The sequence below is a fragment of the Pontibacter sp. LHS1 genome, from assembly GCF_058932855.1.
Genome location: NZ_JBZYWF010000001.1, coordinates 731,291 through 747,764 on the forward strand (window position 1 = coordinate 731,291; position 16,474 = coordinate 747,764).

Here is a 16,474-nt window from a genome sequence, read left to right on the forward strand (position 1 = left end):
TATAATATTTAGATATTTATCTAAATACCTAAAAACAACGTGAACAAAGTTTTCAAGGCACTGAATGATCAAACCCGCAGAGAGATCCTCAACCTGCTCAAAGAGAAGGATTTGACGGCTGGCGACATTGCAGAGGCTTTTCATATCACCAAGCCCAGCATTTCGCATCACCTCGACATCCTGAGCCAGGCCGAGTTGGTCACCTCCCAGAAACAGGGGCAGTTTGTGATCTACTCGCTTAACACAACAGTGCTGGACGACTTAATGAAATGGATCATCACGCTTAAAGATTAGACTTATGAAAACCAAAAACCTGACCCGAGAGATCATACTTTGGGTGATCATTTTTATTCCACTGGTATACCTGGCGGTGGTTTGGAACAGTATGCCAGAGCAAGTACCGGTGCATTTCAACCTGAAAGGCGAGGCCGATGGCTGGGCGGGCAAGTCTACCATGATCCTTATAGTGGTGGGCACGACGGCTCTGCTCAATCTTATTCTGCTGGCCGTGCCGTACATCGACCCGAAGGGAAAACTGAAGTCTATGGGCAGTAAATACCACCAGTTGCGCTTTATCCTGATCGCCTTCATGGCGGCACTATGCGTCTTTCTTATCCATACATCGCTACACCCGGATACCTTCAAGCCCAACGGCCTGTTTATCCTGATCGGGGCACTGTTGGTAGCGCTCGGCAATTACTTCCAGGCTGTGAAGCCCAACTACTTCATCGGCATCCGCACGCCCTGGACGCTTGAGAGTGAACAGGTATGGCGCAAGACGCATCGGCTGGGGGGCATCCTCTGGATCATCGGGGGCATTCTGCTGATTCTGCTGGCTGTATTGCCCATCGCCGGATTAGAGCACATTTTCTTTATCGCCATTATAGCGCTTGTTGTCCTGATTCCGACCATCTACTCATTCACAATCTACCGAAAGGAGCAAAGGTTAAGACAGCAGACCTAAACCGGCGATTTTCCCACGCAAGGCATTTATCCAACCACAACAGATATAGCATGAACAGATTAACCCTTACCCTTTGCATGACGCTACTCCTCCTGAGCACTGCCATGGCCCAGAAGACAGCGCCCGGTCAGCTTGATGGCAGCTGGAACGGAACCCTGCAGGCAGGGGGCAATAGAATCACGATAGTTTTCCACCTGAGCAGCACGGAAAGCGGACAACTCACTGCCACCATGGATATCCCGCTGCAGGGCGTTAAGGGGATGGCTATACCTGAGGCTACGCTCACCCAAGACAGCTTATACCTGCGCATACCCTCCGGTGGCATCGAATACGCCGGCAAGCGGACTGGCCCGGAGTCGATAGAGGGGCACTGGAAGCAAAGTGGCATGGCCTTCCCGCTAGCCCTTACTAAGGGAGAAGCAGCCGAAGTGCGCCGTCCGCAGACGCCTGCAAAGCCATACCCTTACCAGGAGCAGGAAGTAATAGTGGAGAACAAGGCGGCAGGCATTACACTGGCAGGTACGCTCACGATACCTGAGGGCAAAGGCAAGTATCCGGCTGTGATCCTCTTTACCGGCTCCGGCACACAAGACCGTGACATGACACTGCTGGGGCATAAGCCTTTTCTGGTGCTGGCTGACCACCTCACCCGCCAGGGCTTCGCCGTGCTGCGCCTCGACGACCGTGGTGCGGGCAAGTCGGGAGGCAATGCTACTATGGCTACCACCCAGGACTTTACCTCCGATGCACAGGCGGCCTATACCTTCCTGAAGACGCACCAGTCCATAAACTCTAAGAAAGTAGGCTTGCTAGGTATAAGCGAAGGTGCTCTGATAGCGAGTAGTGTTGCCGCCGCTAATAAAGATGTGGCTTTTGTAGTGCTGCTGGCAGGCAGTGCCATGCCGGGTGTTGAGCTGCTCGTGCAGCAAAATGAAGCGCTGTATAAGAAAGGGGGCATACCAGAAGAAACGCTGCAGAAACTTCTGAAGCTGCGTCGCGCCCAGTTTGAAACTGCCGCTTCGGAAGCCGATGTATACGCAGCAAGCCAAAAAATAAGAGCCTTGGAGCAGGAAGCAAAAGCCGGTATGACTGAGCAGGAAATAAAACAGCTGCAGCTGAGCCCTGAAGCGGAGAATGCCATTGTGGCGCAGCTCAGTCTGCCCTGGACGCGGCACTTCCTGGCCTATGACCCAGCCCCTGCCCTGCGTCAGCTGAAAATGCCTGTGCTCGCCCTCAACGGCAGCAAAGACCTGCAGGTACCTGCTGCAACCAACCTCGCAGCCACCGAAAAAGCCTTGAAAGCCGCTGGCAACAAGCGCTACACCATCAAAGAGCTGCCCGGTCTCAACCACATCTTCCAGACGGCTGACACCGGTTTGCCCGGCGAGTATGCCACCATAGAAGAGACGATGGCACCCGTGGCGCTGGAGACGATCAGCACCTGGCTGAAAGGAGTGGTAAAATAAAATTTATGAGCATCACAATCAGAAAAATTGCCCCGGCAGATGCAGGCGCCCTGGCCAGCCTTTCCCAACAGTTTGGCTATACCGTGTCGGCAGAGGAGATGAAGCAGCGAATAGACCAGGTATTGGCCCATAAAGAGCACTGCGGATTTGTAGCAGTCAAAGCTGGTCAGGTAGTTGGCTGGATACATGGCTTCCATACCTTTCGTCTGGAGTCAGCCCCCTTTGTGGAAATTGGCGGCCTGGTGGTAGATCAGAACTATCGTCGGCAAGGTATAGGGCAACAGCTGGTACATAAGGTAAAGGCATGGGCTGCTGACCAGTCAGTTGCGAAATTGCGGGTGCGCTGCCATACCGCACGAACCGATACCCATATTTTTTATCAGAAAACCGGCTTCACGGAAAGCAAAGAGCAAAAAGTATTCGACATGCCAGTTACGCTACAGTAGCTTTTGCTCTTTTCGAACAGGTATAAAAAATTACCCCGAAATTCTGTTCTTTTGCAGCTACATACTTATCTGCACTATGAAAAATCTAACCCAGGAAGCACTCGATCGAATCGTGGCGAGTACTGCCGCCAAAAAGAACATCCACGGCGCCGCTTTTCGGGTGGAGGCTGCCGATGACTCGCTTTCGCTCGCCAGTGCTGCTGGCAATATGCAGCCCGATACACCCTTCTACATTGCGAGCATCAACAAAATGATGCTGGCTGCTGTGACGCTCCGGCTTGTAAGAGATGGCAGACTAAATCTGGACGATAAAATCAAGGTATACCTGCCTGCCGGGTTAATGCAGGGACTGCATGTATACAAGGGTCGGGAGTATGCGGAGGAACTAACAATCAGGCACCTCATTTCCCAGACATCTGGTCTGCCTTGCTACCTCATAGATAAGCGTCCGGGGCAGCCAAAGCTGATGGAGGAACTGCTCAGCAGCCATGACGCCGCCTGGCCGCTTGAGAAAACCATAGAGCAGGTAAAGCAGATGCGCACGAAGTTCGCGCCCGGTCAGCCAGGCAAGGCCAGTTACGGAAACACCAATTTCAAATTGCTGGGCCGGGTGCTGGAGTCGGTGATGGCGCAGCCACTGGATGAAATCCTGACTGCTGTTTTCGAAGAGTTAGGTATGGCTGCTACCTATGTCATCAGCCCTCACGAGAACAGGACGTTCAGCCCTTTCTATCATAAAAGCCACCAGGTCAGCCTGCCGCTATACCTGTCCTCCTCCCGGTACGACATTGTTTCCACGACGCAGGACCTGATGACTTTTCTGAAAGCCTTCTTTAGCGGTCATTATTACCCGAAAAACAGACTGCAGGAGCTCGAACAATGGAACAGCATTTTCTTCCCGTTCAAGTACGGCATCGGCATACAGAAATTCTACACGCCCCGCCTCCTTTCGCCCTTCAAAGCCATACCTGACCTGATTGGCCACTGCGGCTCTACGGGCACCGCAGCGTTTTATATACCTGCCAAAAGTGCGTTTGTAACAGGAGCTATCAACCAGGCCAGCAGCCCGAGCACGTTGTTTCAAACCCTGATCAGGATTGTGAATAAGCTGTAACTCCTCATCTATACCTTGATTTTCAGTTAGGAGGCCTTGCAAAGCCGAACATACAGATGTTGTTCTGAGTAAGCAGATTATGAAAGCAATCATCTTACTCGGCACACTTAAGAAAGAAGGCTTGTCCAACACGGAGGTTCTGTCAGAATTTCTGGCGGGCTATTTCAAGAAGCAGGACATCGGCTGCAGCATCGTCAAGCTGGTGGAGCACAACATACTGGCAGGCACCTACAGCGACATGGGCGAAGGCGACGACTGGCCCGGCATACTTACTCAAATACTCAGCTCAGACATCATCGTGTTTGCCACGCCTATCTGGTGGAACAACCAGTCGTCGGAAATACAGCGTGTAATAGAGCGCCTCGATGAAATCCATGACGAGATCCTGGAAGGCAAGAAGTCAAAACTGGAGGGCAAAGTGGGCGGCATTGTGATAACGGGCGACTCTGACGGGGCGCAGCACATCATTGCCAACATCAGTAACTTTTACAATGCAGTGGGTATGGTACTTCCTCCCTATGCCTCGCTTTCGGTGCTGTGGAAGAAACAAGCCAAAGGAGAAAAGACCAGTCGCGAAGAGCTAATGAAGAAATACGAAGAGGACTACGCCAGCACTGCCGAATCAATGGTAAAGCAGATGCTCCGCTATCTTCCGAAGTCTTCTTCCTGAGCTTTACCTGATTGGCCTGTTCTATGACTGCTATCGCAGGTTATTAGGGATGGGCAACATCGGTAGCCAAACCTGTGGCCGGTGCTGCGTCAGGATGTAGCTCAAACACAACTTCCTCATCCGCCGGACCCTCTTGCGCTGCCTGCCTGATCAGATCTTGTAACTTACGCCTTGCCTTTTCCATATTGATGGGGCACAAATAAGTGAGCAGCATAAAATACTCATCACCCTCCTCCCCCATGAACAGGTACAGGTTATGTGTACTTTCACCGAAAAAGTTTAGCGTACGGGTCTCGACACGCTTAATGTCAACAAGCGGAATGGAAGCTTTCACAGAGCCGTTTGGCTCTATTAATCTTATAATCATGGCCTATGCTGATAAATGTATTATAAACTTAGGCTGTGGCTGAATTGCCAAACAGACTGCAGTTTAACAAAATTAAAGCAGAGCTAATAGCGATAACTGGTTTATTACACATTATGTTCTTAGCCAGCCTGCGAGTAATCAATCAAATAGTGACATACGCAACCTTGCTAATCGCCACGCAGGAAGACAAGTATTTGTACAGCTTGGCCGAGAGTTCTGGACTATGGTACGGGATCATAACCACTTCCACCCCACGGATGACACCGGCCAATCCGCTTCAGCGCCATCCATCCTCCTTTAAAAGGCCCATACTTATTTACAGCGCCCAGCGCATAGGCCGAACAGGTGGGTGTATAGCGGCAGGTGGCTGGCTTCAGGGGGGAGATCATGTTGCGGTATACCCAGATAAGCGCAAGAAGCAATTTTTTGAAAAGCCAGTTCATGGTATGGTTTTGGTGTGTTTTATTTGCCGAACAACTGTTAGGTAACGCAATTTTTCGATAAATTTGTCACAGTTTAACTAATCTAAACAAAATTTCATGTTAAAAAGAATCCTTTCACTTCTTCTTTTAGTTTCGCTTTGCGTGCCCTTCGCAAAAGCGGACGAGGGTATGTGGCTGCCGATGCTGATCAAGCGCCTGAACCACGCTGACATGCAGAAAAAAGGCCTGCAGCTGACTGCCGAAGAAATCTACAACGTGAACAACTCCAGCCTCAAGGACGCCATCGTGCAGTTCGGCGGCTTCTGTACGGGTGAGTTCATCTCTGCTGAAGGTCTGTTGCTCACCAACCACCACTGCGGTTATGGCCAAATCCAGTCGCACTCCACTCCTGAGAAAGATTACCTGACCAACGGCTTCTGGGCCATGGACCGCAAGCAGGAGCTTCCAAACGAGGGCCTGTTCGTGGACATCCTGGTGCGCATGGACGACGTGACGGGCAAAGTGCTGGAGGGTATCGATAACAACACGCCGGAGAAAGAGCGCCTGCAGCTTGCCTCGCAGCGTGCACAGGCTATTGCTAAAGAAGCCAGCGAGAATGGCCGTTACGTGTCTTACGTGCGTGACTTCTTCAACGGCAACGAGTATTACCTCTTCATCTACGAGCGCTTTACTGACGTGCGTCTGGTAGGTACGCCTCCGTCTGCCGTTGGTAAGTTCGGTGGCGACACCGACAACTGGATGTGGCCACGCCACACTGGTGACTTCGCGATGTTCCGCGTGTACATGGCGCCAGATGGCAAGCCAGCTGACTACGCTGCAACCAACGTGCCTTACAAGCCAAAGCACCACCTGCCGATCAACATTGGTGGTGTGGAGCAGGACGACTTCGCAATGGTATTCGGTTTCCCGGGCCGTACGAAGCGTTTCATGACTTCGGAAGGTCTGGTACTGGACGTGGAGCAGCTGAACAAGTCCCGCATCAGATTGCGTGACAAGAAGCTGGCCCTGTGGAAAGAAGACATGGATAAGAGCGATGCTACCCGCATTCAGTATGCCTCTAAGTATGCTTCTACTGCTAACTACTACAAGTATTCTATCGGTCAGAATGAAGGCATCAAGCGCATGAAGACAGTAGAAGGCAAGCGTGCGGATGAGAAGAAATTCCAGGCCTGGGCCGATGCAAACGCGGAGCGCAAGGCACTTTATGGCTCGTCGCTGAACGACATGAACGAAGCTTACAAAGAGATCGAGAAGTATAACCTGGGCAGCGTATACCTGAACGAAGCGGTATTGGGCACAGAAGCCCTTCTGTTTGCTTACCGCATGACGCCAGTTTTCAATGCCTTGAAATCAGGTAACGCTGATGCTGCTAAAAAAGCGGCTGAAGACCTGAAGCCAAGAGCTGACGCTTTCTTCAAAGACTACAACATGGCTACTGACAAGAAAGTGTTTGCTGCTATGATGAAGTTTTACCACGAAGACATCGCCAAAGACCAGCAGCCGGAAGCTTTCAAGCAGATGGTAGCCAAGTATAAAGGTGACTTCAACAAACTGGCTGACCATGTGTACAGCAACTCGTTTGTGGTAAACAAGCAGAAAACAGAGCAGTTCCTGAATAACCCGACGCAGAAGCAACTGGCAAACGACCCGGCTTTCTCTTTGGTAAACTCCATTATGGAGAACTACCAGCAGAACATCGCGCCTAAGCTGGCTGAGAGCAACGCCAAGCTGGCTCGTGCGAACCGTCTGTACGTAGCAGGTCTTCGCCAGATGAACCCGGACAAGGTATACTACCCTGATGCGAACTCCACCATCCGTTTGAGCTATGGTTCTGTGAAGAACTACAAGCCTTACGACGGTGTGACGTATGAAACCTTCACGACACTGGAAGGTGTGATGCAGAAGGAAGATCCAAACAATGAGGAGTTCATTGTGCCTGCCAAACTAAAGCAGCTCTACGAAGCAAAAGACTATGGCCGCTACGCCAACAAGGACGGCGAGCTGATTGTGAACTTCATCACCGACAACGACATCACGGGCGGTAACTCAGGTTCTCCGGTGATCAACGGTAACGGTGAGCTGATCGGCCTGGCCTTCGACGGTAACTGGGAAGCGATGACCGGCGACCTGGTGTACGACCCGGACTACAAGCGCTGCATCAACGTGAGCGCCAACTACGTGCTGTTCATGGTGGATAAGTATGCCGGTGCCTCTAACCTGATCAACGAGATGACGATCGTGAGCACCAACAGCCCGGGCCCTGCCGAAGCTGGCGCCACTCCTACTGCAACAGCAGACGGCTCTACTGAACTTCTGAACGCTGCCATCGAAGAGGCGAAAGCTGATCTGGCCGCTGGCAAGAAGTCAGTGAAAGTGACCAAGAAAAACGGCAAGAAATCAGCTAAAGTAGAAGTAAAGAACTAAGCTGAGGCTCTCTTTAATCAATAATTGCAAAGGCGCTGGGGATATCCCCAGCGCCTTTTTGTTTGTCAGAATCAGGTTTTACAGGATTTAAGGATTTTCAGGATTATAACAGATATTGGGTAAACAAACTTAAGGCTCTTTCGGATCTCCAGATCCGGAAGCAAACTGCTGGGGATTTCCATATCCCAGTGCATAGGACGATCGTTTCAGCTTATTTTTCATCCTGCCCATCCTAAAACATCCTGAAAATCCTGATTCTGACAAACCCTCCCCCTACACCCTCGTACATAGCACTTTAGCTATAAAACAAAACCGGATGGGATAACGCAACTTCTACAAAACAAACTTAATTTCCTGCTTCTCCTTTTATTGCCTTGCCTTGCACAGGCGCAGGCCGATGTGCCTGCTGGTGCCCGTGCCGCTGCGCTGGGAAACGCCTCTGTTACCCTGCCTGACCTTTGGGCACTCAACAACAATGTGGCAGGTATAGCTAGCCTGGAGCAAGCGCAGGTCGGGGCTTATGTGGAAAACCGCTTCGGTATCAGGGCTTTTTCGACGGTGGCGCTGCAGGCCGTATACCCAACGACCAGGTATGGCAACTACGGGCTGAGCATGAGCCGCCTTGGCGATGAATTGTTTAGCAAGCAGCACGTGGGCATAGGCATAGGCCATAAGCTGGGCCAGTTCAGTTTAGGTGGGAAAATAGACCTGTGGCAAGTAGCCGCCGAGGAGTATGGCAGCCGCAAAGCAGTAACACTGTCGGTGGGTGGACAGGCGGAGATTGTGCCGGGGTTTTTCTTTGGGGCCTACGCCTACAACATCAACCAGGCCAGGCTGGCTGAGTTCGACGACGAGCGACTGCCCACCATCATGAAAGCAGGCTTGGGTTACCGTCCCTACCAGAAAATCCTCCTACTAGCTGAGACCGAGAAGCACATTGACTTCCCTGCCAACTTCAAAGCGGGTATAGAGTACCAGCTTTTGCAGGAGAAAGTGGCCCTGCGGTCAGGTTTCAGCACACTCACCAACCGCGCTACTTTCGGTATAGGCTTCAGGGCAAGGCAACTATTTGCCGACTACGCCTTTGGCTCCACCACCTTGCTGGGCATCAGTCACCACCTGTCACTTTCCTATACCTTCCAAAAGTAGAACAGGATGAAGCAAGGTAGAACGACACGCTTCAGGTATAGAAATCGTCTGCCACTGCGGCAAGCAGGCATCAAACAAGGTATAGCTACGCTCTTGCTCATACTTTGCACCTGGCTGCCGCTGCAGGCACAGGACTACCCACGCCAGACATTCGATTTCGACTTGTTCGTGCAAGAGCTTTTTGCGCAGCAGGAAGACGAAAACGTACCTTACGAAGATTTCTATGAAACGCTTTTCCAGTACTTCCAGCGCCCAATCGACCTGAACCGCACCACGCCTGAGGAACTGGCCTCGCTCTACATCCTGTCCCGACCGCAGATTGCTTCCTTCTTTCGATACATCCAGGAAAATGGCCGTCTGCTGAGCATCTACGAATTGCAGGCTATACCTGATTTTGACCTGATCACGATTTACAAACTCGTGTATTTCGTACGGGTCGATGATGCTGGCCTCAATGCTGACCAGCGGCCCCTACTGCAACGCATTGTGGGCGAGGACAACAATGCCTTGATCATCCGCTACGAACGCACTTTGCAGGAACGGCGCGGCTATACCTCGATCGATACCACCAGCCGCTCCAGAACACGTTACCTTGGCTCACCCGACAAAGTGCTGATGCGCTACCGCGTGAGCCATACCCGTGACTACAGTCTGGGCTTTACTGCTGAAAAAGATGCGGGTGAGCAATTTACATGGAACCCCGACACCCGCCGCTATGGCTTTGACTTCTACACAGCGCATTTGCAACTCTACAACAAGGGCAAGTTTAAAACAATTGCGCTAGGCGATTACCAACTGCAGTTTGGGCAAGGCCTGCTGCTTTCATCAGGTTATTCGGTAGGCAAAGGCAGTGAAACTATTACGACAGTCAGCCGGCCAAACGTCGGCATACGCCCATACAGTTCGGTGCTGGAGCACGCCTTTTACCGTGGAGTGGCTGCCACTTATACCTTAGGCAGAGTGGATGTAACGGGTTTTGTTTCGAGCAAGCGCGTCGATGCCAACCTGCAGGCGCAGCTCGACACACTTGACAACTACGGGGATTTCTTTATAGGTATACAAACCTCGGGCTTCCACAGAACGCCAACGGAGCTGGCGAACAGGTGGCGGGTACGGGAGCAGATCATTGGCGGCAATGTCACTTACCAGAGTCGTAACCGCACCTTACTGACAGGCATCACAGCCATGGCGACCAACTATAGTTCTCCCATTCAGAAAGCAGGCTTGGCCTATCAGCGCTTTGAGTTTGGCGGCACGAGCAATTATAACATCGGCACCAACTACGCCTATACCTGGCAGAACGTCTACCTGTTCGGTGAAACGGCTATCTCCAAAAGCGGCGGTCTGGGCACTGTGAATGGTTTGACCGCCAACCTCTCCAACAAAGTAGAACTGGCCATGCTCTACCGCTACTATGCCCGTGACTTCCATACCTTCTATGGCAATGCATTTGGTGAGAGCACCCGCAACATCAACGAGCAGGGCTTTTACACCGGCATCAAAATAAAGCCTTTTCCGAAATGGGAGCTCACGGCTTTTTATGATCGCTTCCGGTTCCCGTGGCTTCGCTACCGCGTCGATGCCCCATCACAAGGGGACGAGTACATGCTGCGGCTCTTGTTCCGGCCTAACCGTCAAAGTTCGCTCTACGCCCAGTTCCGGGTCGAGAGCAAAGGCCGCAATGTAGCCAACAACAGCACCAACATAGACTACGTGGGACAGGCTAACCGCAAAAATTATCTGCTGTATTATGAGTTCATGCCAACACCCGTTGTGAATCTCCGCTCACGGGTGCAGTTCAGCAGTTTTGAGCTGGAGTCGCCGCAAGCCACGGGCTATTTGATTGCCCAGGACATCAACTTCAATTTCAACAAAATACGATTGAGTACCCGCTACGCCATCTTCGACACCGACAATTATGACACACGGCAATATGCTTTTGAACGGGATGTCCTCTATGCTTTTTCTATACCTGCCTTCAGTGGCAGAGGCACCCGCCTGTACGCCTTACTGCAATTCAGGCCGATGCGGCGCATGGATGTGTGGGTGAAGTATGGCCTGACACACTACCGTAACCAGCGCACCATTGGCTCAGGCCTGGAGACAATTGAAGGACCAAGAAGGTCGGATATCAGGGTGCAGACAAGGTATAGGTTTTGAACTTACTCTCCTTTTAACTGTACCTGAAGTGGTCTGCAGCTTTCCTTCGCAGTGGCACTAACCAAAGCACCTTTCCTGTCAAGCTCCAGATGGCAGCACTCCACAAAAAGCTCTTTCAGTTTCTCACGCCCACGTTGCACCCGCGACTTGGCGCCCGAGTAAGACATACCCAGCCGCTCGGCAATCTCTTTCTGGCTGATGCCCTCCAGTTCGCTTAGTCGCAAAGGTTCTGCATACTCGACAGGCAGCATGTTGATGAGTGGCAAGATCAGACTCTCCGTGTCCTGTCGCTCCGGCTCCTGGCTTAGTAGCTCCTCTAGCTTGCCTTCGTCCTCTAGCGGCATGCTACGCCCCTGTTCGCGGAAGTAATCGTACACGGCGTTGCGGGCAATCTGGTAAAGCCAGGCGTTCATGTTGCGCACATCCTGCAGTTGCTCGCAATGTTTGTAAAGCTTCACGTAGAGCTGCTGCAGAATATCATTGGCTTCATCCTTGTCCTTCACGCGGTTCATGACAAAGCTCCTCAGCCTGGCCTCATATTCCAGGTATACTGGCGCTACAGCAGCGCAGGTATCTACTGAAGAGACAACCTGATCAGCCGAACAGGTATGGCAACTCTTGTTTTCCATGACGCAACGATTTTAATGGTGATAGCAGGTAGAGATATACATCAATTTACGAAGAAAAATATGGAAAAGGCAAATTCAAAAAAACTTCTGAAAGTACATAAAAATTAACCGGACCACGGCAGGTATGGTCCATACCTGCCGTGGTCCGGCTTCGTAGTTTTACGTTGTACTAAATGGCAGTTGTTTCGATGGTTGAGGTGGTGCGGGCATTTGCACCTTCGCCGTACACAGTGGCTTCACCGAAGGTATAGAAAGCTTCCCAGTCCACGCCCTGCGGGTCTGTGATCCACGATTTTTCGGACTTGGCGTAGCAGCAGGTGCACTTTCCTTCTTCCCGAATGGCCCCTTTGGCCTCCTTCAAGCGGCCGTATACCTCAGCTAGTTCCTCTTCACTCTCGGCTTGTATGCCAAGGTGCTCTATACCTGCGTTCTCGGGGTGCAGCGATATGGCGAAGTTGATGCGCGGGTCTTCCAGCATCCATTTGGCATAGTCTTCTTTGAGCACAGTAGGCTCCGTGCCGAACAATGCTGTATAAAAGGCAGTAGATTCCTGCAGGTTCTTAATGCGCACATTCACGTGAAATCTTTTCATGGCTTTGTCTTTTTAAGGTGATTCTTTCTTGTTTCACCTTGATGACGACGCGAGGGCTAAAAAGACGCAGCCCCACAGAAAAAATTTTCTGTGGGGCTGCTATATATAGTAAATCGATCAAATCACTGAATACTCTTCACAAAAACCACTTGCTGCTGATCTGCTTTGTACACGTCGTTCATAAACGCTACCATGGCAGCATACACCTCAGGCTTATAGCGTCCTTTATGCATCTGCAGGGTTCTGATGTAAGTAACCTGGCGTCCATCAATGTTTACTTTGGATTCAAAACGGCCAAACTCCGTATTGAATGCCAGATCATCTGGCTTGAACTCGAGTGCAAAGCCGGCCGGCATTTCGTAAATGACCGTGTCGACGTTGGTGTAGGCGCTCGACCTTACGACATCATACTTGCGGTTGCCTGTATTCTGTGGCAGGGTGGTCCAGCGGTTCATTAAATTAGGCGTCAGAAACATTCGTTTCCCGCTTACCGTAACGCATTGCCGCAAGCTAAACTCCAGTTTTTCATTCACCTCAGGCATTCGCCCTTTTTTCAGATCGAAAGAGAAATTCTTCAGCTCGAAGGCCGGGATACTGATGTTGCGGTATAACCACTTGCGTTGCTCTTCAGGCGAAAGGTTATGGATGACGTCGCGGTGATCTTCGTGTGCTATACCGGTATACCTGGTCTGTACCTGGGCCACGGCATTACCGCTTTCATCCAGCTTCACAGTAGCCAGACGGCTCTGCAGGTTATCTTTGGCCGTGTATTCCTGCGTCTTCACCAACTTGCCACCGTCTGCCGTGATGAGCAGCGCATGACGGTCGCCGGTAAAGCTTCCGGAGAAGCCTGCTGACTCAAACTGGTTGGTACACTCCAGCCAAACGGTGTCTTGCTTGGTGGGTACGCACAGTATTACATGGTTGAACTGACTGCTTGGAAAGTCAGTAAGCACTTCCCGCTCGTTGCTGCCTCCGTTCACGAGGGCATAAATGGAGGGTATACCCACGGCCTGCAACATGGCTTTGGTATAGTTAGTAAGCGCTTTGCAGTCACCGTAGCCTTTGGAATCGACAAAGCTGGCCTCGAAGGGTTGCCAGCCACCCAGGCCTAACTGAATGGATACGTAGCGGGTGTTTGACTGCAGGTAATGGTATATCTTGTTGATCTTCTCTACCGGGTCGTCGATACCAGCCACCATAGCTTGCAGTTTGGCTTTTGTGGCCTCTGGCAGGGCATCACGTCCTTCGTTCAGTTGGTTGATCCACTTACCATAGGCCTCCCAGGTATCCATGTTGCCCTTATACCCCTGCACTTCAAAGTCGGATGGCGCCGTGCGGACCATGGGCAGCAGCTCGATCATGCTCGGTGCATAAGGCTCGCTGTCCATTGGGGTCAGGTTGGTGATCTCCCAGTTGTACACATCATGCGTAGCAGTATGCTCTTGCTTCACGCCCTGCGACAGATTACTCTCGCGGTAACGCAACTTCATCCCTTTAGGCATCAACACCTGGAAAGTAGCGCTGGCAATAGAGGTCTTACTGCTGTTGAGCGGCACCCAGTTAGGGTAAAACAGCATGTTGCTGGTCGTGGTCTGGTACTCAAACTCTACTCTGTAAGGATATGCCTGGTGTGTCAGTTCAGCGATCATAATACGGTTATCCAGCACTTCATTGTCAGCGCTGGCCGCACTCACGTTCCGGATCTCACTGTTCTTTAAGCTCTTGATCTTCTTTCCGTTCCGGTCATAACTCGTTCCTTTTATAAAGTCGACCTTATTGAGCTTGTCATGATGCACATATAACTTAGCGTGATCAATTCCTCCCTCGTTAAAAATAGTAACCACCCTTTTGACGTAGGTAGTGCCTTTGCTCAGCGAGTGCACTGTGAACACCTTCTCTTCCTGGTTGATGATGGCATTGGCACCTTTCAGCAGGTCTGGATTAGAGGCTGACACCGGGTTTGCCATTGCCCATAGCACCATAGCCAGCAACATGTATAAGTTTCTTTTCATCACTTTTATAATCGAAGCCAGTGTGTATTATTTTCGTTTCAGCACAATCTGCTCGGCATGCTTGGCCACAATGCGGGCATATAGCTCTTTCAATTGCGGGTACTCGGCTGCGTAATAGACCGGCTTAAAAATATCGATCTTGCTGAGCACTTCCACTACATTGCCCCGCTTCTCTACCATGTACATAAAGCTTCCGCCCTGATTAGGCAGGCTTACCTTGACATTCTGCGGCGTGTCATCCAACTCGTAGTTTTCTGGTATGGTAAAGCGGCAAATAAATGTTTCGCTGATCGGGAAAGCAAAGTCTACCGGGTAGGCACGTTGCTCAAGCTTAAAGGGATTTTCGCTCTCCCCTTGACCCAGCATAGGGTTCAGGTAGATCATGTCCTGCGCCTGGGTATTGCCTGCAGCCACAACTTTGTAGTTGAGCTCAAGTGAGCTGTTCAGTTCTTTCAGGTGCTTGAATGCAGGGCTGCTGAACTTGTAAGTACCGATTTCCTTGTTCAGCTTTTCTGTGTAGTTGGCTTCGCCTTCTTCTTTTACCTCCTTGCGCAGGTATAGTGCTCTGTATCCACTACTAACCTCTGTTGCATCCCCTTCTATCTGTCCGTTCTCGTGAATTGTCAGGTTGCCGGTATACACCCGCTGGTATTTAGCTGAGGGTTTCAGCGCTACCCATTGGTCTGTATTAGCCTTGATCAGTCGCCCCTCCCCGTTGAGGCTGCGTACCGGGAGCATGCCTGCCGGCAGCAGCGGGTCTGTGGCATCCAGGAGCACAGACTTGCCATCCAGGTTGACATGCGCAATCACATAGTTAAACTTGTTGAGCATCGGCGTGCCTTTGTATACCTTACCATGCTCGCGGGTGCTCACCAGCACGGGCGCTGCGTCCAGCCCAGCCTCCTGCAGCATAGCGGTGAGCAGCAGGTTCACTTCAGCCGCACTGCCTGTTTTGTTGTCGAAAGCTTTGCGCAGCGTGCCGGTCGTGTAAATACCGTACTTCCCGTTCCACTTCATTTGTTGCTGCACCAGCTCATAGATTGCCTTCATCTGTTGCTCAGGCGCAGTGAATTGCTCAGTAATGGTGGCAATATCCCCCTTGAAAAAGCCTTTTCGGTTAAGCTGGCTGCCAAAGCGCTCCTGTCGCAGCAGGTCTTTTATCACCTCGTCCCATTCGCCTGTCATTACCTTGGATTCCTTGCCGGGCACATGCAGCATCTGCAGCTCAAACTCAATGCGAGCCTGGTAATCCATTAAAGTGGTGATGTAGCGTTCCGGGCGTAGCGCCGGCAGGTCCACCATAACCCAGCGGTACCCGTTGATATTGGCATCGTAGTTGTCCTTTGGCTCATAGATACCGTGGTAGCCATGCTGCAGGGTCTTATAGTCGAAGTACTGCGGTATTTTGACTCTGTACTCGCTCCACACGGTAGGTATAGTGCTCTGAAACTCCCAGTCGCGCAGGTTATAGATAAAGTCTGAGTTGACAGTGTAGGTATACTCGATTACGGAGCCTTCCTTCACATTCGGCATTGTAAACTTTTTAGTCTGCCTGTACTCTGACTGCCTTTCTTCAAATATGGCGCTCGACTCCAGTTTATCTTTTTTGATCTTGCCGTTTTCGAGGTTATAGGTATAGCCTTTTATACCCGTTATGGTCTCTTTGCTGCTGCCATTCTGATACATTGGCACCTCCACATTAGCCCAGGTATAGCCTGTCTTTTTCAGGATCTTGATACGGGTACGACGCTCTGTTATAAGTTTGACGTCTCCATTGAGACGAAAATGCGACACAGCAAAGTCAGATAGGATGACGGCTGCGGCACTGGTATCTTTGTCGTAGGTTCGCATCCGGAGCTCTTCCTCCTGCACTTTCCCGTACTTGTATGGTCCTGATTGAGAGAAGGTCTCCAGAGCAGGGATGCAAAGGAATGGAATCAAGATAAAAATCAGCTTCGCTTTCATGAAATGGGGAATAATGACAGTGCACTTCAGGGCATACTTTAAAGTATGCCCTGAAGTGCACTGCATAATG

The 16,474-nt window shown here is 51.1% G+C and carries 15 protein-coding genes; 9 read left to right on the plus strand and 6 right to left on the minus strand.

The window, feature by feature from the left end; translation table 11 throughout:
* Positions 1-39 precede the first annotated feature (39 nt).
* The 6 genes from AC5FXQ_RS03190 to AC5FXQ_RS03215 all read left to right on the plus strand — a co-directional run bounded on the left by AC5FXQ_RS03190 (position 40) and on the right by AC5FXQ_RS03215 (position 4,660).
* Positions 40-294 carry an autorepressor SdpR family transcription factor gene (locus AC5FXQ_RS03190; protein ID WP_493601043.1) on the plus strand — a complete coding sequence of 85 codons (255 nt, stop codon included), beginning with the start codon at positions 40-42 and terminating at the stop codon, positions 292-294.
* A gap of 4 nt (positions 295-298) precedes the next feature.
* Positions 299-964, plus strand: a complete 666-nt coding sequence (locus AC5FXQ_RS03195; protein WP_493601044.1) for an SdpI family protein — start codon at positions 299-301, stop codon at positions 962-964.
* Between the two features lie 50 nt (positions 965-1,014).
* The gene (locus AC5FXQ_RS03200) at positions 1,015-2,430 is read left to right on the plus strand and encodes an alpha/beta hydrolase (RefSeq protein WP_493601045.1); all 1,416 of its coding nucleotides are present in this window, start codon (positions 1,015-1,017) and stop codon (positions 2,428-2,430) included.
* A 5-nt stretch (positions 2,431-2,435) separates the two neighbouring features.
* Complete coding sequence (locus AC5FXQ_RS03205; protein WP_493601046.1) at positions 2,436-2,876, plus strand: GNAT family N-acetyltransferase; 441 nt, start codon at positions 2,436-2,438, stop codon at positions 2,874-2,876.
* A gap of 76 nt (positions 2,877-2,952) precedes the next feature.
* Positions 2,953-3,990, plus strand: a complete 1,038-nt coding sequence (locus AC5FXQ_RS03210) for a serine hydrolase domain-containing protein (protein ID WP_493601047.1) — start codon at positions 2,953-2,955, stop codon at positions 3,988-3,990.
* Positions 3,991-4,069: 79 nt separating this feature from the next.
* A complete protein-coding gene (locus AC5FXQ_RS03215; protein ID WP_493601048.1) occupies positions 4,070-4,660 on the plus strand; it encodes a flavodoxin family protein in 591 nt (196 codons plus the stop codon).
* 43 nt (positions 4,661-4,703) lie between these two features.
* Here AC5FXQ_RS03215 and AC5FXQ_RS03220 read toward each other — a convergent pair whose 3' ends face one another.
* Entirely contained in the window at positions 4,704-5,027 is a 324-nt protein-coding gene (locus AC5FXQ_RS03220; protein WP_493601049.1) for a hypothetical protein, read from the minus strand.
* Between the two features lie 221 nt (positions 5,028-5,248).
* On the minus strand, positions 5,249-5,470 hold the full coding sequence (yidD, locus tag AC5FXQ_RS03225) for a membrane protein insertion efficiency factor YidD (RefSeq protein ID WP_493601050.1): 222 nt from the start codon (positions 5,468-5,470) through the stop codon (positions 5,249-5,251).
* A gap of 96 nt (positions 5,471-5,566) precedes the next feature.
* Here yidD and AC5FXQ_RS03230 point away from each other — a divergent pair, with 96 nt between their 5' ends.
* The 3 genes from AC5FXQ_RS03230 to AC5FXQ_RS03240 all read left to right on the plus strand — a co-directional run bounded on the left by AC5FXQ_RS03230 (position 5,567) and on the right by AC5FXQ_RS03240 (position 11,203).
* Complete coding sequence (locus tag AC5FXQ_RS03230) at positions 5,567-7,894, plus strand: S46 family peptidase (protein ID WP_493601051.1); 2,328 nt, start codon at positions 5,567-5,569, stop codon at positions 7,892-7,894.
* 369 nt (positions 7,895-8,263) lie between these two features.
* Entirely contained in the window at positions 8,264-9,043 is a 780-nt protein-coding gene (locus AC5FXQ_RS03235; RefSeq protein WP_493601052.1) for a PorV/PorQ family protein, read from the plus strand.
* A gap of 6 nt (positions 9,044-9,049) precedes the next feature.
* Entirely contained in the window at positions 9,050-11,203 is a 2,154-nt protein-coding gene (locus AC5FXQ_RS03240) for a ComEA family DNA-binding protein (protein ID WP_493601053.1), read from the plus strand.
* A gap of 2 nt (positions 11,204-11,205) precedes the next feature.
* On the opposite strand, the gene sigZ is transcribed toward AC5FXQ_RS03240, so the two are convergent.
* From sigZ to AC5FXQ_RS03260, 4 genes are all read right to left on the minus strand, one after another.
* Positions 11,206-11,832 (minus strand): RNA polymerase sigma factor SigZ, encoded by a 627-nt coding sequence (gene sigZ, locus AC5FXQ_RS03245; protein ID WP_493601054.1) that lies wholly within the window; start codon positions 11,830-11,832, stop codon positions 11,206-11,208.
* Positions 11,833-12,001: 169 nt separating this feature from the next.
* Complete coding sequence (locus tag AC5FXQ_RS03250) at positions 12,002-12,424, minus strand: ArsI/CadI family heavy metal resistance metalloenzyme (RefSeq protein ID WP_493601055.1); 423 nt, start codon at positions 12,422-12,424, stop codon at positions 12,002-12,004.
* A gap of 122 nt (positions 12,425-12,546) precedes the next feature.
* On the minus strand, positions 12,547-14,439 hold the full coding sequence (locus tag AC5FXQ_RS03255) for a DUF3858 domain-containing protein (protein ID WP_493601056.1): 1,893 nt from the start codon (positions 14,437-14,439) through the stop codon (positions 12,547-12,549).
* Positions 14,440-14,466: 27 nt separating this feature from the next.
* Positions 14,467-16,404, minus strand: a complete 1,938-nt coding sequence (locus tag AC5FXQ_RS03260; RefSeq protein WP_493601057.1) for a DUF3858 domain-containing protein — start codon at positions 16,402-16,404, stop codon at positions 14,467-14,469.
* Positions 16,405-16,474 lie beyond the last annotated feature (70 nt).